Annotated in this window: 13 protein-coding genes; 7 read left to right on the top strand and 6 right to left on the bottom strand. The window is 42.2% G+C overall.

The window, feature by feature from the left end:
* Position 1: 1 nt before the first annotated feature.
* From A3CY_RS0118225 to A3CY_RS0118195, 7 genes are all read left to right on the top strand, one after another.
* Positions 2-1531, top strand: coding sequence for a RagB/SusD family nutrient uptake outer membrane protein (locus A3CY_RS0118225; RefSeq protein ID WP_071596010.1), 1530 nt, complete (start codon positions 2-4; stop codon positions 1529-1531).
* A 6-nt stretch (positions 1532-1537) separates the two neighbouring features.
* Positions 1538-2296 carry a DUF4843 domain-containing protein gene (locus tag A3CY_RS0118220; RefSeq protein ID WP_018339386.1) on the top strand — a complete coding sequence of 253 codons (759 nt, stop codon included), beginning with the start codon at positions 1538-1540 and terminating at the stop codon, positions 2294-2296.
* A gap of 13 nt (positions 2297-2309) precedes the next feature.
* Positions 2310-3962 carry a PKD-like family lipoprotein gene (locus A3CY_RS0118215; RefSeq protein ID WP_018339385.1) on the top strand — a complete coding sequence of 551 codons (1653 nt, stop codon included), beginning with the start codon at positions 2310-2312 and terminating at the stop codon, positions 3960-3962.
* 113 nt (positions 3963-4075) lie between these two features.
* Positions 4076-6394, top strand: a complete 2319-nt coding sequence (locus A3CY_RS0118210; protein ID WP_026207854.1) for a S9 family peptidase — start codon at positions 4076-4078, stop codon at positions 6392-6394.
* A 5-nt stretch (positions 6395-6399) separates the two neighbouring features.
* A complete protein-coding gene (locus A3CY_RS0118205) occupies positions 6400-8724 on the top strand; it encodes a S9 family peptidase (RefSeq protein WP_018339383.1) in 2325 nt (774 codons plus the stop codon).
* Positions 8725-8754: 30 nt separating this feature from the next.
* Entirely contained in the window at positions 8755-11457 is a 2703-nt protein-coding gene (locus A3CY_RS0118200) for a S9 family peptidase (RefSeq protein WP_018339382.1), read from the top strand.
* Between the two features lie 32 nt (positions 11458-11489).
* Complete coding sequence (locus tag A3CY_RS0118195; protein ID WP_018339381.1) at positions 11490-11906, top strand: lipocalin family protein; 417 nt, start codon at positions 11490-11492, stop codon at positions 11904-11906.
* Between the two features lie 118 nt (positions 11907-12024).
* Here the strand turns inward: A3CY_RS0118195 and A3CY_RS0118190 are convergent, their stop codons facing one another.
* The 6 genes from A3CY_RS0118190 to A3CY_RS0118165 form a co-directional block, all read right to left on the bottom strand.
* On the bottom strand, positions 12025-13668 hold the full coding sequence (locus tag A3CY_RS0118190; RefSeq protein WP_018339380.1) for a PKD-like family lipoprotein: 1644 nt from the start codon (positions 13666-13668) through the stop codon (positions 12025-12027).
* A 16-nt stretch (positions 13669-13684) separates the two neighbouring features.
* Positions 13685-14377, bottom strand: a complete 693-nt coding sequence (locus A3CY_RS22320; protein ID WP_018339379.1) for a DUF4843 domain-containing protein — start codon at positions 14375-14377, stop codon at positions 13685-13687.
* Between the two features lie 11 nt (positions 14378-14388).
* Positions 14389-15879 carry a RagB/SusD family nutrient uptake outer membrane protein gene (locus tag A3CY_RS0118180; RefSeq protein WP_018339378.1) on the bottom strand — a complete coding sequence of 497 codons (1491 nt, stop codon included), beginning with the start codon at positions 15877-15879 and terminating at the stop codon, positions 14389-14391.
* Positions 15880-15891: 12 nt separating this feature from the next.
* A complete protein-coding gene (locus A3CY_RS0118175) occupies positions 15892-19323 on the bottom strand; it encodes a SusC/RagA family TonB-linked outer membrane protein (RefSeq protein ID WP_018339377.1) in 3432 nt (1143 codons plus the stop codon).
* 50 nt (positions 19324-19373) lie between these two features.
* Positions 19374-20546: a FecR family protein gene (locus tag A3CY_RS21590; RefSeq protein WP_018339376.1), complete on the bottom strand. Its 1173-nt coding sequence runs from the start codon at positions 20544-20546 to the stop codon at positions 19374-19376.
* Positions 20547-20621: 75 nt separating this feature from the next.
* Entirely contained in the window at positions 20622-22922 is a 2301-nt protein-coding gene (locus A3CY_RS0118165; protein ID WP_018339375.1) for a Gldg family protein, read from the bottom strand.
* Between the last annotated feature and the right edge of the window lie 8 nt (positions 22923-22930).

Here is a 22930-nt window from a genome sequence, read left to right as displayed (position 1 = left end):
TATGAGAAATAAGTTATTATATTTGATTTTAGTTTTGCCATTCTTTATGTCATCATGTAATGGATGGTTGAATGTGGAACCGGAAGATGAGATTACTGAGGAGAAGCTATTCACCACGGGTAATGGTTTCCGTCATGCGTTGAATGGTATTTATTATAGCATGGAATCGCAGAACCTATACGGGAAACAGTTGACATGGGGAGTTGCGGATGCATTAGGGCAAATGTATTCTTATAATAAATCCGGTAGTGTAAATGAAATGGAATACGGAGCCAAAAAGTATGCGTGGGATCATTATGCGCTGAAGCCGGTGATTACTTCTATTTGGAAAGAGGCGTATAATGTCGTGGCTAATTGCAATAATTTGGTACAACAGATTGAAAATGCCGATTCTGAGATGTTTGATTGGAAAGGTCAGGAGAAGGCTATGATCTGGGGAGAGGCGTTGGCATTGCGTGCCTTCATACAGTTTGATATGTTACGCTTGTTTGCACCTGCTCCTGCTGCCAATCCTGGGGAACGTAAGTTTATCCCTTATGTAGATACGTATCCCTCTTATGTTTCAAAGCCGAAGACGGTTGATGAATGTTTGGAATTGATAGCCAAAGATTTGAAAGAGGCAAAACAGTTGCTGTGGAAATTTGATACGGCAAAAACTTTCAGCCGGAGTGATAATTTTGAAACTAAGGGGAATACATTTCTAGGTCGTAGGGGATTCCACTTGAATTACTGGGCTGCGACGGCTTTATTGGCACGAGTGTACTTGTATGCGCAGAAAGAGGACGAGGCTTTAGAGCAAGCCAGTGAAGTGATTAATTTTGCCTCGGAGAAAAGGGCTTTTAGTATTGCCAACAGGTATTCCTATGGGGATCGGAAATGTTATTCGGATGTTATATTTGGGCTGCACGTCATTGATTTGTTGAAGTATAATTCGGCCGTAAATATCATGGAAAATGAAAGTAGACCTTATTATTTGTGTGTTTCCGAGATTGAGAAAAATTATTTCGGTGAAGATTTGTACAAAACGAAGGTTGAAAAAGAGGAAATCGTGAAGAGTAACGATTACCGCTTCACGTACTGGATAGAGGATATGAAAAATCAACATTCAAATTACCGGTTTAGAAAATATGAAGCGATGTCTTCCGGTTCGACGGCATCAGTGATAGATGTTTCCGATCATATTGTCCCGTTTATTCGGATGAGCGAAATGTATTATATTGCTTCCGAGATTTTATGCAAACGGGGTGCGGAAGGATTAAGTAAGGCAAAGACTTTTTTGTCCTATGTAAAGAAGTGTCGTGGATTGAAGGATAGTGACGTGTCCGTGAAGCAGATTGCAACAGCTAACACAGATGACTTTGTGAATCTTTTGATTAATGATATGCGTCGTGAATGGCTGGGTGAAGGACAGACTTATTTTATTTATAAGCGTTTGAATAAGAATATCCCGGCAGAAAAAGGCGGTTTTATTGAGGCTGCGGAAAATGTATTCGTCGTACCTGTTCCGGATATTGAAACTAATATAAAATAATGGATTATGAGAAAATATATATTGTTGGTATTCGTATGGATGTGTGTCCTCTCGGCTTGTAGCGAGAAAAATATAATGGAGTACTCCGAGGATACGCTTTACGTGTATTTTGCGGCAGATGCGACTGTCGATAGTACAACTTATTCGTTTAAAACTTTTCCCAGCGGGAAAATTCATATGAAGATTCCGATGAGGTCTAACGGTGTTTGGCTAACAAAGGAGCGGGAGTATACGGTGTCGGCAGACGAAGAATTTACAACCTTGCCTTCCGAGTTGTACGTGTTGCCGGAGAAGTGTTTTTTCCCGGCAGGGCAAGCACAGGACACGATAGAGGTCGTTTTGTTGAACGGTGATCTGTTGAAAGAGAAGACTTGCCGTTTGATGCTGAAAGTTGATGAAACGGAATGGATAAAAGAGGGTGATGATAAATATAGCCGAGCGATTATCTTGGTTTCCGATAAACTGGAGCGTCCCCAATGGTGGACTGTGTGGGATGGTGGTTATGGTGGCGTCCCCTATTATAATATTGCTGAATATCTCTATTTAGGAGCCTATTCGGAAACGAAATACACGATGTTTCTGGAAGAATTGGCGAAAGATGGGGTGGAGTTTGACGGACAAGATAAGATGATTTTGAAGAAGTATTCTTTACGCTTGAAGTATCGGATTGAAGCATTCAATAGCGATCCGGAAAATATAGCATCGGGGGAGGCTCCATTAAAAGATGAATTTGGTAATGAAATAATTATTCCTGCTGTAGGATAAAAAATGAGTTATTATGAAAAAAATTTTAATATATATATTCATTCTATTGTTTACTGTGGGGTGCTTGGATGATAAAAGCAACTACGATTACAAGGATTTGAATGATTTTGCAAATTGGGATAAGAACGGAGTGAACAATGTAAAGAATAGTTATACATTGTATCCCGATGAGGAAATCAGGTTTGAACCAAAGGTGCGTTTTTCTATCGATACGTTGAATCCGGATGCTTCTTATGCGTGGTATTTGGGAGAAGAAGAGAAAATGACGTTGTTGAGCGATCAATTGAATTACACGTATCGGGCAGAACAATTGGGTGATTTTGTCTTGTTATTCTGTGCAACGGACAATAAAAGTGGTGTCACGTTTTCCAAGGAAATTGAAGTGACAGTTGTTGCCCCATGGAAAAATGGCTGGATGATTCTATCCAGATCCGCGGGTAACGAATCCCAATTGTCGTTGATTTTATCCAAAAAGCAGTCAAAGACAATGGTTGTTGATGGCAAAGAACAATCAAAGGATACCGTCGTTTATGTAGGGGAAGCTATGAATGTTGTGCCCGCTTTGGGGCAAGGACCTCGTAAATTGGTCGAAAATTTTATTTATCCGACGGCTTCTGGAATTGCTGTGGAAGATGAAGTGATGGTTTTGCAGGAAAGTGGGGCTGTCGAATTGGATGGGAATGATTTGATTCCAGTCGGGTACGCGAAGAATGAATTTTTTGATGGAGTCCCGGATAATTTTGATCCGGTGGATGCTGTGTTGAGTTATGGCGGGAAGTGGCTGTTAAGTGCCGATAACTATATTTATCAGGCTAATCTTTCGGTTGCTATTGATTTGCATTCCGGATTTTATTTGAAAGATCCTAGTTTGAATGGTAAGAAAGTAAAAGCATTGTTGCCGTATTTCAAGGGAGATAACTATGGAAACTTCCTGATTGTCGGGATTGATGAGAATAATACTTATTTCGGAATCATGGATGATGGGGAATGTGCTAGAGATGATAATAGTTATACTATATTGCCTGCAAATTACATTGGTTCTTATTTGGAATTGGTAAATCTTTCCCAAGATGAGCATCCTTTTTTGTTTAAAAATGTAGAAGGAGAGTTCGTGTTTCATGCTTGGGCGAATAGTGCGGGTGGACATTATGCTCCTCCTGCCTACTTTTCAATCCTTCGTCAGAACGGGAATTATTATTGGCATCGTTATGAACTCAACAGAGCGAATTATTCATATAAGCCGGGACATAAGATGATTGTCGAGTCGAGTGAATATGGGGAATTGCCCGCTTCCATCATGAATGATTATCGGTGTGCGGCATTGTTGCCTTGGCAGGAATTATTGGTGGTCGCTTCCGGCAACAAATTGAATATTTATAATTATTGGGATAAATTTATTTTTAATTTCGCTTCTCTTCCGGTGTTTAATTCTGAAATTGTCGGGCTTGCCGTGAAGGATTATGACACGTATTACAAGACGCTCAACGCTCATCTGGCTGTTGCCTTAAAGTCCGGGGAAGTCTATGTTTTTGAAGTGAAATATGATAATGCGGAGCAGACTGCTGAGTTCGTGGAATTATATCATAAAGACGGCTTCGGGGAGATTGTGGATATCGAGTATAAATTTGGTAACGGAAGTCGACCGGGGTCTGGCGGTTTGTATTAATATGTTGTTTCAGTATATTGATTTCGGAGGGAGCATAGCTCCCTTCGTATCTTCTTTCGTGTGTAAAAAAAAGAGTGGGTTGTTTGTTAATTGTATGTAAATCAATCGATGATATGAAAAGGGTATTTGTATTGTTGTCATTGCTATTGTTGTTCGTGAGCGGAAATGCCCAACAGAAGGCAAATTATAAGTTGGCAGAAAAATTACGGAATGTTTCATTTGGTAGCTTGGTCGGAAAATACAGCATGGGTATATTCCCCCGGCAAATCAATGATACGGACAAGTTTTGGTTTGAATTCAGCACGGAAGACGGAAGGAATTTCTATTTCGTCGATCCGGCAAAAGGAGAGAAACGGTTGCTTTTTAATCCCACGGATATAGCTCAAGGAGTGAGCCGGATTACTCGTAAAGCTTATAACGAGAAAGATTTGAGAATCTCTGGTATGGAGTTTTCCAAAGATTTGTCCAAAATGACCTTCTCGATGGATGGTCATTATGAATTTGATTTTAAGACGAAAAAAGTTCGGGCGTTAGAAGAAAAGAAAAATTCAGAGGAAGACAACGAAGTCATATACTCTTGGATGACTTTCTCGCCGGACCGGAAATATATATTATATGCTAAAAACCATAATCTGTACGTGAAAGGGAACAAATATAAGGGCATGGATACCACGGAGATTCAGTTAACGACTGATGGAGAAAAATATTATTCTTTCGCGCGGGATCCCGAGGAGGATAAAGAGGGTGAGGCGGAAACCAATGCCCGATGGTTTAAAGATTCCAAACATATTTACGTGGTGCGGGAAGATAGCCGGAAGTTGCAGGATATGTTCGTGATAAACTCGTTGACGAAGCGTCCCACTTTGGAAAAATATCGTTACGAGATGCCCGGCGAAAAGGATTTATGCCAGTACGAGCTATGGATTATCGATGCCGGGGAAAAGACTGCTAACCGGGTGCCTGCCGATAAATGGACGGATCAGTATATTCAAGTGCTCCAACCTGGGGAGAAAGGGGATAAACTTTTCTTCCAGCGTTTTAAACGCACGTGGGATGAGGTAGATATTTGCGTGGTGAACACGGAAACCCTAGAGGTGAAGGAATTGATACATGAAGTAGATAAGCCCTATCGGGATTATCATATGCAGAATACCGTGATATTGAATGATGGAAAAGATATTCTGTTTCGCTCCGAACGAACGGGGTGGGGGCATTATTATCACTATGACGGGGAAGGACGATTGAAAAATCTGATTACTTCCGGAGCGTGGGTAGCCGGACCAATAGCCGCTATCGATACCGTGGGGCGCACGCTCTATTTATATGGATATGGACGGGAAAAAGGGGTAGATCCTTATTATTATATCCTTTATAAAGCACACATAGATCGGGAGGGTGTTACGTTGTTGACTCCGGAGAATGCCCAGCATAATACTTCATTCCTGTCTTCCCGGCGTTATTTTGTGGATACATACTCCCGGGTAGATATGGAGCCTAAAATTGTATTGAAAAATAATCAGGGAAAAGTAATTATGGAACTGGCAAAACCGGATACCCGGCGTTTGCGAGAGATGGGATGGCGTGCCCCGGAACGTTTCACCGTGAAAGCGGCTGACGGAATAACAGATTTATATGGCATTATGTGGAAGCCTGCGGATTTTGATCCGAATAAGAAGTATCCGATAATTTCCTCCGTGTATCCCGGTCCGTTTTTTGAATACGTGAATACTTCGTTTAGCTTGGATGATAGTTATAACATGAGGTTGGCACAACTCGGTTTTATCGTGATGTCCGTGGGGCATAGGGGAGGAAGTCCGTTACGGGGAAAATTTTATCATCGGTATGGGTATGGTAATTTGCGGGATTATCCCTTGGCAGACGATAAGTATGTCATAGAACAATTGGCTGATCGTTATTCTTACATTGATATTACCAAGGTCGGGATATTCGGTCATTCCGGGGGAGGATTCATGTCTACTGCTGCTATTTGTACTTATCCTGATTTCTATACTGCCGCGGTGTCTTCTGCAGGGAATCATGATAATAATATATTTAATCGGGGATGGTCTGAAATCTATCATGGTGTGCGTGAGTCTGTCAATACCGTGAAAGGTAAAGACGGGCAGGATAGTACGGTATACACTTATTCTTGTAAAGTGCCGACGAACATGGAATTGGCGAAGCGTTTAAAAGGGCATTTGTTGTTGGTCACGGGCGATATGGATAAAAACGTGCATCCCGCGAATACCTTGCGAATGGTCGATGCCTTAATTAAGGCAAAGAAAAACTTCGATATGATCGTGTTACCCGGAAGCGGGCATGGTTTCAGGGGAGATGCCGATGCTTTCTTTGAACGAAAGTTGTGGGCTCATTTTGCGAAATATTTACTGGGGGATTCGTCTGCCGATTATGAAAGTACAATTGAAAAATAGAAGGTATGAAAATAAATAAAATGTTGATAGTTATATTTTTAATTGTTTTTTGTGTTACGGGATTCGCGCAACAAAAGGCAAATTACGAGTTAGCGGAACGTATGCGGGAGATCACGCAAGCTCCGATAACGAAGAATACATTATTGGTAAGACCGAATTTTATTAAGGGAACCGATTGTTTTTATTATTCTTTCCGGACAGAGGAGGGGAAAAATTATTACTGGGTGAATCCCAAGCGGAAGATCAAAAAATTGTTGTTCGATAATGTTGAATTAGTATCTAAAATCAGTGAGATAACGAGAAAGCCGTATAATCACAAAAATTTGGATATTGAGGTGAAATTTTTAGATAAGGAAACATTCCGCTTCTATTTTGATCGTCAGGATTATACTTATAATATTCGTACAAAAGAATTGAAACGTTGGGAGAGTGAAAAAACGATTGATTCGACTCCTTATTGGATGTACTATTCTCCGGATAGCAGTTATATGCTATTTGCCAAGCGTCATAACCTGTATCTTGTTGGTAATCCGATAAAAGGAAAGGACACGACAGAAATACAACTGACTTTTGATGGTGAGAAGAATTACTCTTTTAACCGTGAGGATGAAGGGGAACTGGATGGACGTTTTTTATGTAGTGCCAAATGGTTTAAAAGAGGAAATAAATTCTATGCGTTGCGAGAGGATTCCCGAAAAGTGAATGATATGTGGCTGGTAGATGTACTTGCTCAACCTCGTCCGAAATTAGTAACATACAAGTACGAAATGGCGGGAGATAAAAACGTGATACAATATACTTTGCTTATCGGGGATGCGGAATCACGGGAGGTTCGAGAGGTTGATATCACCCGTTGGGCGGATCAATACGTGGATATTGTTTATAGCAGCAATGATGGCAAACGCCTTTATCTTCAAAGATACAAACGCACGTGGGATGAAGCGGATATCTGTATGGTTGACGTTGAAACCGGAGAGGTGAAATCGCTTATTCACGAGGAGAATAAACCTTATTTGGATTATCAGATGAGAAGTATTGCTTTTCTCAATGATGGCGAAGAGATCTTGTTCCGTTCGGAACGTAGCGGTTGGGGGCATTATTATTTGTATGACAAAGACGGGAATTTGAAAAATCAGGTTACCTCGGGAGATTGGGTCGCCAGCCCCTTGATGAAAGTGGATACCCTTCGCCGGCAGATCTATTTTTATGGGTATGGACGGCAGCAAGGGATTGATCCTTATTATTATATCTTGTTCCGGGCAGATTTGGACAAAGAGAATAAACTGGTTTGCCTGACACCGGAAGATGCGACGCATAATGTGGCAATCTCTCCTTCGAGTGAATATTATGTGGATGGATACTCTCGTGTGGATATGAAACCCCGGAATGTGGTTCGCGACCGGAAAGGGAAAGTGATAATGAATCTGGAAGAACCTGATTTGCATCGTTTATACGAGATGGGATGGAAAGCTCCGGAGCGTTTTTCGGTGAAAGCAGCTGACGGGGTTACCGATCTGTACGGGGTGATGTGGAAACCTGTCGATTTTGATTCCACGAAATCTTACCCGATTATTTCTTGCGTGTACCCCGGTCCATTCTTTGAATATGTCCCCACTCGTTTCACGATCAATGATGCTTTGAATACCCGTTTGGCTCAGTTAGGATTTATCGTTATTACCGTGGGACACCGGGGATGTTCTCCAATGCGGGGGAAATACTATCACGCTTTCGGGTATGGAAATCAACGAGATTATCCTTTGGCTGACGATAAATATGTAATAGAACAGTTAGCGGATCGTTATGCTTTTATCAATAAGAAAAAGGTGGGTATTTACGGCCATTCCGGGGGAGGATTTATGGCTGCAGCGGCGATTTGTACTTATCCGGAGTTTTATTCGGCGGCAGTAGCTTCAGCCGGGAATCATGATAACAATATGTATAACAAAGGGTGGGTAGAGATTCATTTTGGAGTACAGGAACGGAAGAAAATAGTAAAAGACTCTTTAGGCAAGGAACATGAGGAGGTCACGTTCCATACATCCAGTAAAACGAATATGGATTTGGCAAAAAATTATAAAGGCGGATTGTTGCTCGTGACGGGCGATATGGACCAGACCGTTCATCCTGCTCACACCATGAAAATGGTAGATGCTTTGATTGAAGCGGGTAAACATTTTGATATGCTGGTGCTTCCTGGGCAGGATCATGGGTTTAGTGGAGATGCCGAGGTGTTTTATGAACGAAAGCTGTGGCATCATTTTGCCCGTTTGCTTTTAGGGGATTCTTCTGCGGACTATCAGACAGACCTGGATTACTTTATGAAGAGATAAATCCCTGAAGTATGGAATATTAAAATTATCATGATGAAATTGATTAAATGCGGAATAATTTTCCTGTCGATCCTTTTGGGCGGGGAAATCGGATTTGCCCAGAAAAGGGCTTTGGACACGGCGGCATATAAATTATGGCGAAGAGTGGATGTTCCCAATCTCTCGGATGACGGGAAATGGGTGACATACCGATTGGTTTATATCGATTCCGACCATGACACGTTGCCCCCGGTGACCTATTTATATCACCCGGAGAAAAAAGTAAAAATAGAGCTTAAACACGTTGTTCGACCTACCTTCTTTGCGAACGGGAAATGGTTGCGTTACACGGTGGCTGCTTCCGAATCGGACTCCTGTGCCTGCGATTCGACTTTTTTGTTGCGTTTGCGGGATATGAAAAAGATTTATTGGGATAGAGAATATGATTTCAGTGAATACAGTACATCAGAATTAATTACTTATTCTTATCCGATAGACAAGGAACAACCGGATATGAAAAGGTGGGTACTTCGGAACATCGGGACGAACGATTCCATCGTGATGGATAGTGTCGAAAATTGTATTTTGCTGAAAGGGCATAAATCCATGGTTTATATCAAGAATCATGGGGATTACAAGTCTTTGTGCTACCGTCCGTTGCGAGGGAAACCTGTCGTTATTTTTTCGGATAGGGGGAAGGTGTTGAAAGATTATTCGTTATTGCCTCACCAGATGCAGGGAACCTTTGCCGTCGCCTCTGATTCTTCGAGAAGCAAAAATCCCAATCTGCTTTATTCTTTTTCTTTGCCGGAAGGAGAGTGTCGGCTTTTAGTGGATTGGGAACAGGTGCAATTCCCTGAAAACTATATATGGCGGGGAAGGGCTTATCGGTTGTCTGATAACGGGAACCGGATTATTTTGGATGTGGATACCGTGTACCGGGAACCGGCAAAAAAGCAAGGGAAGAAAGACGCCCGCTTCGAGTTGGAATTATGGACTTGGGATGATGAGGTTTCATCTCTTCAACAGCGAAGTGGTAATTACAGGGCAAGCAACGTGAAATTTGCTTATAATCTCGACACGAGGACGTGTTGCCGGGTAACCAATCAAAAAATGGAAAAGTTGATTTTACCGGAGAGTAACCAATACGATTATGCTTTTACCTTGGATAAAACTCCCTATAAGCGTTTTGCCGACTGGAAGAACGATATTAACGCGGATATTTACTTGGTCGATCTGAACACGGGTGAAACGGTGCTCTTTGAGCGGAATGCTTACGAGGAACCGGTATGGAGTCCGAACGGTAAGTATGCTTTGTGGTATGATGCGTTGGGAAAGGCCTGGTATAAAATTGATCCGGCAACCCGTGAACGGGTGAATATCTCCGGGGGAATAGGTTATCCCGTCTATAACGAATGGCACGACCTTCCCAAGCCTGCCGATGCTTACGGTATTGCCGGGTGGACGAAAGACGGGAATCAAGTTGTCCTGTACGATCGTTATGATATGTGGGTCGTAGACCTGACCGGTCGGGAACAAGTCTATTCATTGACGAATAGGTATGGGCGAGCCACGGGTCGGCAATTCCGTCGGTTGAAAAATGATTACGACGATAAGATGATCGATTTGGAAAATGGCTTTTTGATGACTTCCGTGAACCTGGATAATCGGGATGAAGGAATTTATCGTTTTTCACCTAACGGGAAAATAAAGAAATTGATTGAAGGGGCTTATTCCATTTCAATCAACCAACGGTCCGATGATGAGAAATATTGTATTTTTTCCCGGCAGAGTTACACGGAATCCCGTGATTTATGGTGGAGTGATTTGGCCTTTACCCGTCCCGTGCGGATAACGGATGTAAACCCGCAACAAAAAGATTATGCCTGGGGAACCGTGAAATTGATCAAGTGGATGAATTACGGAGGGAAAGAAAATGCCGGCTTGCTTTATTTGCCGGAGAATTATGACACGAGCAAACGCTACCCCGTCATCGTGAACTTCTACGAGACTCATACCGAGGGTTTGCATGAATATGTCGTACCCACTTGGAGCAGCGGGATGCTGAATGTCGTTTCTTACGTCAGCAACGGATACGTTGTGTTTATGCCGGATATTCATTTTACAGTAGGTGCTCCCGGCGAAAGTTGTTATGATGCCGTGGTCAGCGGGACACAATGGCTTATTGACAACGGTATTGCCGACAAGGATCGTATCGGCATACAAGGGCATAGCTGGTCAGGTTATCAAGTTGCTTATCTGGTGACCCGGACGAATATGTTTGCTTGTGCCAGTCCGGGGGCTGCCGTATCCAGTATGGTCTCCGCGTATACCGGTATTCGCGCGGGTAGCGGGATGCCCCGGATGTTCATGTACGAGGAAACGCAGAGTCGCTTGGGTAAATCCCTGTGGGAAGACAAAGAGATGTATCTTCGCCATTCTCCCATCTTGAATGCCGATAAAATACAGACCCCTCTGTTGATATTCCATTGTGACAAGGATGAGGCTGTCCCCTATTCCGAGGGATTGAATTTATTTCTAGCCATGCGACGTTTGCAGAAACCTGCTTGGTTATTGAATTACAAGGGAGAACGACATTTCTTGTACAATAAAGCGGCAGAGGCGGATTGGACGATCCGGATGAAACAGTTTTTTGATCATTACCTGAAGGGTAGCCCGATGCCTCGTTGGATGAAGGAAGGGATTCACGCGAATGAGCGTGGTTTCGATCAAAAATATGATTTGATGAAGTGAATTTTGAAGTAGTAATTTTAATTTAAAATAATATGAGAAATTTGTTATGTATAGGTTTAACCTTACTTTGTTTGGCTTGTACCAGTGATCCGCAAAAAGAGATGGAGAAGAAAATTATCGGGGAATGGTGCAATCCCTACACTTACGAGTCGACCGGGGAATTAAAAGGATTTCGTTTTAAGAAAGGTGGCGTGTGTGAAGCGATTAATATCCCGAGCCTAGACCTGAAAACCTGGAATATTAAAGAAGGGTATTTATTCATAAAAGGCTTTAGTATAGAGGAGAATGGCGGGAAAGAAGTTTACGAAACAAAAGAGAAGATTGATCTCTTGAATGCCGATTCTTTATGCCTTGTGGCACGGGAATCAGCTCCCCGGCTTCTTTTTTTGTATTTGAATTCGAAGATTATTAAAGAACGAGTTTCCGTGGATACTCAGTCACAAGAGTAGTATTACAAGATGTAAGAAGCCCGCCTGACTTTTTTTTGTTGTCAGGCGGGCTCTTGCTTGATGTTTTATATTATTTTTTATTAGGCACTTTTTTCAAAGACCGGTTGATCAGGGGCGACTATATATTTCCTCCAACTTTGAGAGTTACATCCACTATTTTTCCTAAGTCAACCTCTGGTCCCGATTCCCAAAGGAATTTTTCTGCATCTGAACTTATTTGTTTTGCTTCTTTCGTGTTCAATAACAGAACTCCGCCATTGTCCAAACCAATGATCATTTCATCGCCCTGGTATGTACGTCCATTCATGTCGACGACATTTCCTTTGCAAGTGTAATAGTGTCTGATCCCATTTTGAGGCACATCTCTATCCATGAAGTAAATCTCTTTGCCATGTGCCAAGAATATATATTTGTTTTGCTTGGAAGCAAGCGTACAGAACTTGCATTCTTCTAATGGAATAGGAGAAGTTATAGGGCATGAAAATAGCATCTCGGAGTTTTTATCGGAACCGGGAACTTTTCCTTGTGGATAAGATAAGCCCTCCCCGCTATATTCACGCTTGATTTCAAAGTATTGATATTGGTACGTGCCGTCGGAATTTTTCAAAAACATGGTATATCCGGCATCTGTTTCCCAGCCGATAGCGACATAACCAATGTGTAATACTTTGGAATCGCCAAGGTCCGTTAAGGGTTTGAAATTTTCTGGCCATCCGTCTTTCGGTTCCGGTAATGCGACCACTTTACCGGACGAATTAACATCACTGAATTGATCGCGGATGTCATGTACGAGCAAAAGACGGTTTTCCGGATTTTCCGATGTCCCTCTGGAAAGAAGCAAGGTAAGTTGTTTACTTTGAATTTTTTGAGTATTAATAATACTTGCTCTAACCTCCTTGTTTTCAAAGAATAGAGGAGTATGTATGTAGTAACCGCTTTGGAATAATTTGTACGAATCTTTTAGCTTGGAATAAATTTTACCGTCATAATTTTCTATCAAGTGCGTGTAATCCATCATTTCTGCATTTACAGGATGAAAATCTTTTGGGTAAGCCCCTCCGATAAAAGCATCGGCGAGTAAGATGTCTTTAAGCATAGTAGTTCCGTCTAAATCAACAGATCCTTGCCCTCCTTCTTGAAAGACAATAACGTGTCCATCGGAAGGGAATACTTTAGCTACATGTTCTTGGAGAAAAAGAGGGTGAGAGCCCAATGCTTCTTTGTTTTCTTTGTAATATATATCTTCGATTACCTCACACTCCAGTATCTCCCGTCCGAACTCGTCTTGGATATACTCTCCGTCTTCATCTTCTTTATATCTTCGCAAGATATAGGAAAGTATCGATTGGCCATTCTTTTCGGATAACACAAGGTAACTATCATATGACGTGTAAACCGTAGTCGGTATTATTGTTGCAGATTGTATGTAAGTCAAATTATTCTCTACGTTGGTCACCCGTAAGACAAGTTTATGCTGAACGTGAGTATCAAGAACCCAAACAAGCTCCCTTTCTTGACTGATTACTTTATTTGCGTAAGTCCATTCATATTTCAATTTTAAATCAGAACTGTCATTGAGGGCGTATTTGAATTTGGGATGCACCTTGATTTCGTCGCCAATTATTTGATATGCATCTACTTCTGGGATGAATTCAATCTCGATGTCGTTTAACTTTTCGTAATCATAGTTCCCTTTGTCATCATAGCACCCCATGAATACGGATAATGCTAGGAACAAAAATAGAGTATATTTATTTTTCATAGTCATTTATTTTTTATTAATAAACAGGAATGCCATTTACCATAGGTGTTTTGCCGTCATCCTCCATGATATTGTTTTCAATCAAATAAACCTTGAATTGCATTGTCAATTCGCGAGCTTCCGACAAACTTATTCCCGTAAGGTCATTTCTACCTGTTGCGATGATAAAATGCCTGAATTTGTTGGGCGAATACGCTCCTAAGATTAATTTTTCTAAATCACCGTCCCACCACAGGGGTTTGCTTTCAATATTGTTGAAGATAACGCGAATCATTTGTTTGCCGGATAAACCGGGAGAGAAGTTTTTATTTGCGGCGATTTTAAACGTCACATGAACTTGTTGCGTTTTTAAAGCTTCGCGGGTACCATTGCAGCGTATTTTTAACGTGCTCAATGTTTCTCCTGCCGGGAACAGTAATCCTTGCGGCATTTCGTAATCTTCTGCCAAGGCTGTTGTCAGGGAGTCTACCACTTGCAGTTCGTATTCGAGATCTTCTTCCGCGGGTAAGCCGGTAAGGGCGATGTAAAAAGAGGCATCATGACTAGTCTCTCCAGGATAGTGGGAAAAAGAAAATTTAACAGAATCCAAACCCTTCAAGGAATCCTGAAAGAACAAATATCTCGGGGAGGAATAAACATCAACCTCCTCTGTATTGCAGGCACACATTCCTGCGATAATCAAGCATATATAAATAATATATTTTCTCATATTTATATTGTTTAGTGAATAGTTTCGTTTTCCGGTTTGGGTAAAATCATATCAGCGTCTTTCATGCCGGTTTTAGGAAATATATTGAAGCGTTTGTAATAAAAGAATGCTTGTCCTTCTTGCATGAATTCTCGCAACGCTTCCTTTGCCATTTGCTGTTTGAAGGATTCAAGGTCTTTGATTTTCTTGCTCATTTCGCCCATGCTACCGGTTTGGCAGTTGCGGGCATACCTTACTTTATCAAGTTTCTCTATTGCTCCTTGAATATCACCTTGGCGGCAAAGATGTTCTGCTTGTATGTAGTACAATTCGCCTAAACGGATCATGGGTAACATATCTTGGCAGTATTTGAATTCGCCTATATCTCCAGATGGAGCGATGTTTTTAGTACAAATTTGATAGCTGCCGCTGGCTTCTATTAATTCCGTCCACCGGGCGTCGGCATTATCGTCAAACAAGGAACCGGGAGATTGCAGATAGAATTTAATCTTAGGTGAATTGCTTGATGTCAGAAGTTCGTAATTTTCCATTAGTTTTTGGTTGGAAAGGCAGAAAAGTATCTCCTCGTACCGTTTCTTGTTTTTATCCGTGTAATAATATTTCGTGAAGTCTAAAGTTTGGCGGTAGCTGTTTGGGTCTATGGCAAACGTAAGGACATGTTCTGCCATGTCGTATGATTTTTGGTAATAGGTTGCGTCCAATTCTCCCATGTAATTGTACACCCTTGCCAATAATGCGCAAACGGCGAGATAATTCATTCGGAACCCTCTGTTCTTGAAGAACAAATCTGGATTTGCTTTTGGATTTAGTCCATCGTAATGTATTCTTTGAGCATCTGTCAACATATACCGCCAGTCTAATGTGTCATGCGGAGCGACAAGGTTTTTGGCTTCTTCCAAATCCTTGATGGCAAGTTCCAAGACTTCTTTTACCGTGCGGTCCGGTTCGAACGTCGACGGATAAGTCGTGAAATAGGGTATGTGTGTTCCTGTGTTTTTGGTCACCGGAGCTGGGGCAAAGAGCCTGAGTAAGTCGAAGTGTAGGAAAGCCCGTAACGCCAATGCTTCTCCTTTAATCAATAATTTTTCGTGATTCAAAGCCCTGAATAGCGTGGAATCTGTTTCGTCTATTTTGCTTAACAGGCTATTGCAATTAGCTATGGAATTGTAAGCTTGCGACCAAATAGTCTGGATGACGGGTTTTATATCCCTGTCTTCGTAATTGTATTTCGTTATAATCTTGTAATAGTTCGTGGCCGAACCGAAAGCTCGTGATTGATACAATTGCGCCATTACATCCAGCATACCCCAGCTTAATTCCTGTCCATACATGGAGGAGGTTGCCATTTGTTTGTACACGCCGTTTAATACGTTACGGTATCCGTCCCCTGTGGCGAATAGCTTATCTTCGTCCACCGTGTCTTGGGGGGTGATGTCTAGCCATGAGTTGCAGGAGGTCAAGGCCAGAATGAATATTGTTGAAATGATACTGATTACTTTCATAACAATTAAATTTTAGAAAGTTAGGTTTAAAGAAAAATTCATGGTTCTGGCAAAGGGGTAACTCAATCCTCTTTCTGCCTTGATGCTGGACCAATAGAATAGTTCGTTGGCCCCGATTTCAAAACGCAACATACTGATGCCGCTCGTTTTCAACCAACGGTGAGAATCGGCTTGCAGGCTGTATCCCAGTGTGATAGAATTTAACGATAAATTGTTGTTTTTTTGAACGAACCGTTCGGTAGGCCGGGTTGTGGGTATCGAGAACGAACCTTTGTTTTCCCTTAATGCCAATTTGCGGTATTTTTTTACATCTCCCGGTTTTTGCCAACGTTCCGTTAAAATTCGCTTATCGACATTCATCGTGTAGATATTGGCGTTTTCGACTTTATCTACTAAAGTTTGATTGTAAGCGTCTCCTCCGAATTCGTACATGAAAGTGGCGTACAAACTCCAATTTTTCCAGGTCACGTTGATTCCGAAAGTACCCTGTGCGTCCGGTTCCGTGTTCCCCAGTACGGTTTGTTCACTGGAAGACCAGGTTTTTGTTTGCTCTCCGTTACGCTTGAGTAGAATCTCGTCGCCTGTGGCAGGATCTATGCCCAGGGAGCGCATACCGAAGATGGAAGTCAGTGACCCTCCTTCAACGTATTTTAAAAATGGTTGATTTTCATCTCTGTCCTCTTTGAAGTGTTGGTCTATAGAGTCGTTGTATGCTTTTAAGCTTTCGGATATTTTTAAGATTTTATTTCGATTGTGAGCCAGGTTAGCGAACAATGCCACGAAAAGGTTATCCTGTCGTATAACGTTTGCCCTGAAATTCAATTCGAAACCTTTATTTTCGATTTCTCCTATATTATCCATGTAAGTAGTGAATCCGGTAGAACTGGGAATGGTTACGTTGTTAATCAAGTCTACGGTTTTTTTCCGGTAATAAGTGGCATCCATGTATAGTAGATCTTGTAATATGCCCACCTCGATACCGATGTTGTATTCTTTGGTCGTTTCCCAAGTCAAATCCTTATTTCCCAGTGCCATTAACGTGGCTCCGAATCCGGTTTTGTACCATTCGTCGGAGAGGATCTTGAATGTCGTGCGGGCAACGTAAGAAGGGAAGTTTACTTTTCCTGTTTCCCCGTAAGTTCCTCTTATCTTCAATAGATCGAACTTGCCCCAATTTTTCATGAATGCATAGTTGTGGATATTGATTCCGACCCCGAATGATCCGAATGGAGCGAAACGTTTGTCCGAACCGAATTCGGAAGAACCGTCCATACGCACGGATGCATCCAGCAAATAAATGTTATTATAGCTGTAGTTGATTGTTCCCAAGAAACCCACAAGGCGGGTGCTGTTCTCGGAGGCTTTTGGCTTCTCGTATATTTCTTCCGCGTAATTGGGGGAATTTAATACTCCGGAAGGAAATCCCCGGTATTCGGCGGAAATGCTTTCCGTCTTTGAAGCTTTTTGGTTGACACCGACCAGGAAATTGATATTGTGTTTCTCGATGGTACGGTTATAAGAGAGGGTTGCCTGCATATCCCAACTGAAACTATTGCCGTCCGTGGTATGTAATTCTCCTGAAGTCGAGTTAAAGGTGGAAATGGGATTGGCATTTTGTTTAGATAACGGATCCAAGAAACGGCGACTTTCGTTCATTCGTCGGGTGAGACTGAACTGGCCTTTCAACAACCAGTATTGCCCGATGTTCCAATTTACGGATAGATTGTTTATAAATTCCTCCGTCTGGGATTTGTCAAAGTTTTTTAAAGATGCTTCATACATGGGATTGGGGAATGTGTTTCCTTCACCCCAGGTATTCAATTCCTCCAAATAACGTCCGGCTTCATCTTTGTATTCGTTATATGGTAATGCGTTCGCGAAATTGCTGAAGGAACCGTAGGGTGATTCTTTGGATTTTGTGATGTTGAAACTGGTTTGGTTCTTTACTTGGAGATTTTTGAAGCGGTAATCTAAAGTGACTCCGGCTCCCAAGCGGTCTCGGAAAGAGCCTTTCATCACGCCGTCTTCGTTATAATACGACAAATCAACGCCAAAACGCAAGTTGTCCGAACCGCCCTCGATAAACAGGCTGTGTTTGTGGTTAAAGGCAGTTTGCAGGGGGAGCGACAACCAATAAGTGTCAACACCTTTTACAATGTTATTCAGTTTTGCCTGGTATCTTTGTTCCAACTCTAAATCAATATCATACTGGTAGGGACCTTCATAGGGTTCAAAAGCTCCGGCAAGTCGTTCCGTTTCCAATTTTTCTTTGGCGTTCATCAAATTGTAGGCGGACAAGTCCGGCATGGTTACTTCTCCCGTTAAGCTGTACGATATGTTCAGTTTCCCCGGCTTCGGGGCTACCGTGGTGATGATGACAACCCCATTGGCAGCGCGCGAACCGTAAAGTGCGGTTGCGGCAGCGTCTTTCAGTATCGTGATGTTAGCAATACGTGCCGGATCCATATCGTATAGTTTTTGGACGCTGATCTCAAATCCGTCCATGATAAAGGTCGGCAAATTCGGGTTATTTTGCAGATTCCCTTTACTCGTGTAATTGGCGTCCAGTTGTTTGACTCCAATTCCCGAACGTCCCCGGATATACATTTCTGGCAAAGCATTCGGGTCGGATCCCCATTGGTTGTTGGTTTGTATGCGGAAGGAGGGATCGAACGCCTGTAAAGCTTTCAAAACATTGGTTTTAGAAACTTTCATCAATTGTTCTTGCGATACGCTGACGCTGCTTCCCGTGAAACTTTCTTTCCGGACTTTACCGTAACCGGTAACCACCACCTCTTCCATCTCGGTGATGTCCTCTTTTAGTTTGATGACAAGTTCTTTTTTATCATCTTTCGGGTCTTCGCTCAACGGGAGATGCAACGTTTCGTATCCGATAAAAGATACTACCAGAACGATACTGTCCATCCTGGGAATTTCCAACTTGAATTTCCCGTCGGCATCCGTTACAACTCCTACAGCAGTGCCTTTTATCATGATTGTGGCTCCCGGTAGCGTCTGCCCTTTTTCATCATAAACCGTTCCTTTTATATTTCGTGCTTCCTTTGTTTTTTTATCATCATCTTTGGAAGGACGAATGATGATCACGTCATTTTCTATTTCGTATGACAAATTTGTCCCTTTCAAAATGTTTGTTAAAAATTCTTCAATGGATGCATTTTGGAGGTTTACGTCCCGTTTCCCGTATTTATTCACTTCTTCAATACGGTAAAGAAACTTGTAATCGGTTTCCGTTCTTACGGTTTTGATTAATTCATCAATGGTGGCATTTTCCATCTTCATCGTGATTTTAGCCACTTGTCCCGACGCATTCGCTTCCACGGTGAAAGCCTGAATGAGCAAGAAAAAGAGAGCTGTTCGTAGAATGAGAAGCATCTTCTTCCCCTTTTGATGAAAATCAAAAGTACTCTTTCGTTTTTTTTCCATAATTTTAAAAATTAATAATTTGGATGATAGTTTTAAAATTGTTTGTTTGGTTATTGTTTGACGATAACGGTATTTCCATTTATAACGAATTGAATGGATGTTGCTTTTTCTATCATATTAAGTGCTTGTTGAAAATTGCTATATCGCTCGAGGTCTCCCGTGAAATGATAGGTTTTCACGACAGGGGATTCGTAGAACACGTGGATGTCATACCAGCGGGAAAGAGTGTTCATGATATTCTCGAGAGATTCATTTTCGAACACGAACATTCCTTTTCTCCAAGTTGTGTACGCGCGTGTGTTCACTTTTCGGGTAGATAGATTCTTGTCCGCTTTCACGTACACCGCTTGTTGGGAAGGATGTAGGGTTACGCTGTTTTCTCCATCAGAAACTTTGACAGAACCTTCGCATAAGGTCGTTTCCGTAACTTTTGCATCGGGGTAAGCTTGAACATTGAATTGTGTACCCAATACTTGAATGTCAAGATTATTCGTCTTCACGATGAATGGGCAGTCTTGCATTTTGGCAACATCAAAATAAGCCTCCCCGGAAAGTAATACTTCCCGTTTGTCGTTGCTGAATTGAACGGGGAAGGATAACTCGGAATCCGAATTGATCCATACATGAGTTCCATCCGGTAATATTAATTCATATTCTCCTCCTCTCGGAACCCGAACGGTATTCTTTTTCCCTTTATAATTGATAGCTTTGTCGTCACCGATGTATTCAATGCCTTGCTTTTTGGCAATAACTCGAATGCCGGAACCAAGTTCAAGGATGCGGGTTGTATCTTGAAGCGAAAGATTGAATTGTTTTCCTTCGGGAGTGATGAATGTCGCCTTGAAACTTCCCGGCTGTACTTTGGCTACAGGAATGGCATTTTTCATCTCTTTTTTCGAAGAAATATTGGGCAATAATGCCAGAGCTAACAAAATAATAGCGGCGGCAGTGCTTGACCACCATGCAAGTTTATGTATACGCGCCTTGCTTTTTCGTGAAATGCGTTTCTCCACTTTTTGCCATGAAGAATTCGTGTCCAATTCATGTATAAGCGAAGTGCGTCGGCGCTTGTTTTCCGGGTCTTCGATTTTAATCCGAAGCGACTTGTTGGAAGGGTTGTTTTCCCATTCTTGCAGTTCGTGCTCCTCTTCTGGAGTGAGAGAGCCCGTCATTTGTTTCGCTAAAAGCTGTGCGATCCGGTATTCTTTTGTGTACTCTGGCATAAGTTTCCGATATTTAGGTTTCATTATCTATTTACAGAACACATGAAGTGTGTAAAAGGATGAATGCAACAACAATTATTTGCTTTTTCGTTTCCACCACAAGCAAAGGTATAGTAAGACAAGAATTCCCGGGATCATTCCCATGAAAAGAATGTTTATCCAGATTCCCGCTTTTTGTCCCAAGTGTACACCTCTGTCCGAAGAATAATTCCGATGCGTGTCCACGGGGAATTCCCCGTTGGAAAGCAATCTGAAAGATTCTGTTACAAGCGTGAAGTTTTTTGCGTCAAGTCCGTTGCGCTGTTTAGACAACTCTCCATTTCCGATACAATCAGCATCCCCGAGGACGATGACACGCTGTTCTTTGCCATTTATTTGCCGGGTAAGGTATAACATGGTGGCGTATGCTTTCTCTATTTCTCCGATAGCGGGATTGACACGGGCTGTGTCTTCAATGAAATTAGTGGTTTCCAATTCATTCCATGTTCCGGTTGAATCCGTCATTAATAGCGGGGTCAGGGTGAACCCCTTTTCTTCAACCTGTCGTATTTCGACAGCGGTTGGCATTGTTGCTTTGCTACCATAACGAGCCATCCTGTAGAAAGAGCGAGACAATTCGCTTGCGGCTTGAGTGGCAGAAGCTAAAATCAGGTCGGCAGAAAAATCTTTACTTTCCTGTACAAGAATACCGGGCATAAACTTTAACCCGAAAAGGGCGAGCAATGGGTTCATTTGTTCTTGACGCCGGGGCTCGCCCGCGATTAAAAGATTTCTACCTTCTCCAACATAGTTTTCAATAATTTTTTGTTCTCTATCAAGTAAAGATGTGCGTATGTCTGAAATGACGAGAATATCAACGTCATTCGGGATGGCATCAAGGCTGTCAAGCGACAAAGATATGCAGTTAAAGCCTTGATTGACGAGTGAATTGCGGAAAGATTTATATTGGGAGAAGGCGTAATAATCGCGTTCTCCGGCTCCGTTAATATTCCGTTCTCCGTGACCGGTGAGAAATGCTACCAACGGGGATTTTACCACCATGCGTTTGAGTGCGGCCGTGATTTCTGTTTCAGAAGGATGCCTGTAGTTATCATCGTATATTCGGAGAAAAGCTTTTTGCCCGTTGCCGCGTTCTATAACGCGGACAAATTTATTATATTCGCCCGAAAGATCTTCTTGCTTGCGAATTTCTTCAGGGGTAAGGATGTCTTCTACGTCCACGTCTTCAACTTCACATATCTTTTCCAGGCATTGCTCGTCTGTCAAACCAGGATAACGTTGTTGAAGGCGCGGGTTGGCAACTTTGTCATAATAGTAGACATATTTCATTTTAATTTCCGGTTTAAAACGGATATATTTTTCAAATCGTTTGTTATCATCGTTGTAATAACGGGGCATGCCTCGGTAATAGTCTTCGTCCAACATGTTGACGTATGTCGTGATGGATAAGGGACCATCCAGTTTTTTCATGACATCCTGGCTGTTTTGGGTCAAGGTGTTTTCTTTCATTTCCGTTGCATCGTAATATACGCGTGCATAAGGACGGGAACTCGTGTAACCGATAACGAGAGTCAATAAAATAACGCCACCATACCGGAGTGTATTTTGTGTAGCGGAACGTTTGGTGCGTTCTGCTTGTAAGCGAAGTATGGAAAGTGTTATGAAGAGCGCGATAACAAGAAGGAAATAGAGCAAATCTTCACTGCATACAAGGCCGCGGAAAAAGGTATCCGCACGTCCCGATATGGAGAGCCAATAAGTGATGTCGCGTACGAAAGGTATTTCTTGTCCGATATTACCGATATAATTCAAGGAGGCCAATACTGCCAGCGTCCCCACGGCGGCAACAACTTGGTAAGATGTCAGGGTCGACATGAACAAACCGATGGCAGCGTAAGCGCACACCATTAGGAAAATTCCCAATAAAGCGACAAAAACGTAAGGAGTATCTATGTTTATTATCGAAAATGCAGCGAACACGTAATAGATAAAAAGAACCGCGATGAGTAATAGCGCGTAAACAATCATGGAAAGGTATTTCCCAAAAATAATCTGGCGATTGCTTACCGGGGAGGAATAAAGTAATTTGATGGATCCTCTATTATACTCTTGGCTCATGAGTCCCATGGTCAGGAGTGGAATGTAAAGGTACAGGTTATCTTGCATGCCGGATATGGCTCCAGCATAGCCGAGAAGCAAACGTTCGGTAATATTGTACAGGTTATAACCGAGTGCCAGTGAGCGTAAAATGCCGGCCCAAGCGTCCGCGAAAGTCATTCCCGATTGGAACGTGAAGATAATAAGAATAAGCCAGGCTATTGGGGAATAGAATAGCGTGCTAAGTTCGTTTTTGGTTATCTTTAATATTGTTTTCATAGATGGGG

The sequence above is a fragment of the Butyricimonas synergistica DSM 23225 genome, assembly GCF_000379665.1.
GTDB classification, from domain to species: domain Bacteria; phylum Bacteroidota; class Bacteroidia; order Bacteroidales; family Marinifilaceae; genus Butyricimonas; species Butyricimonas synergistica.
Note: the sequence above shows the minus strand (reverse complement) of the source record. Positions and strands in the feature narration are given on the sequence as shown.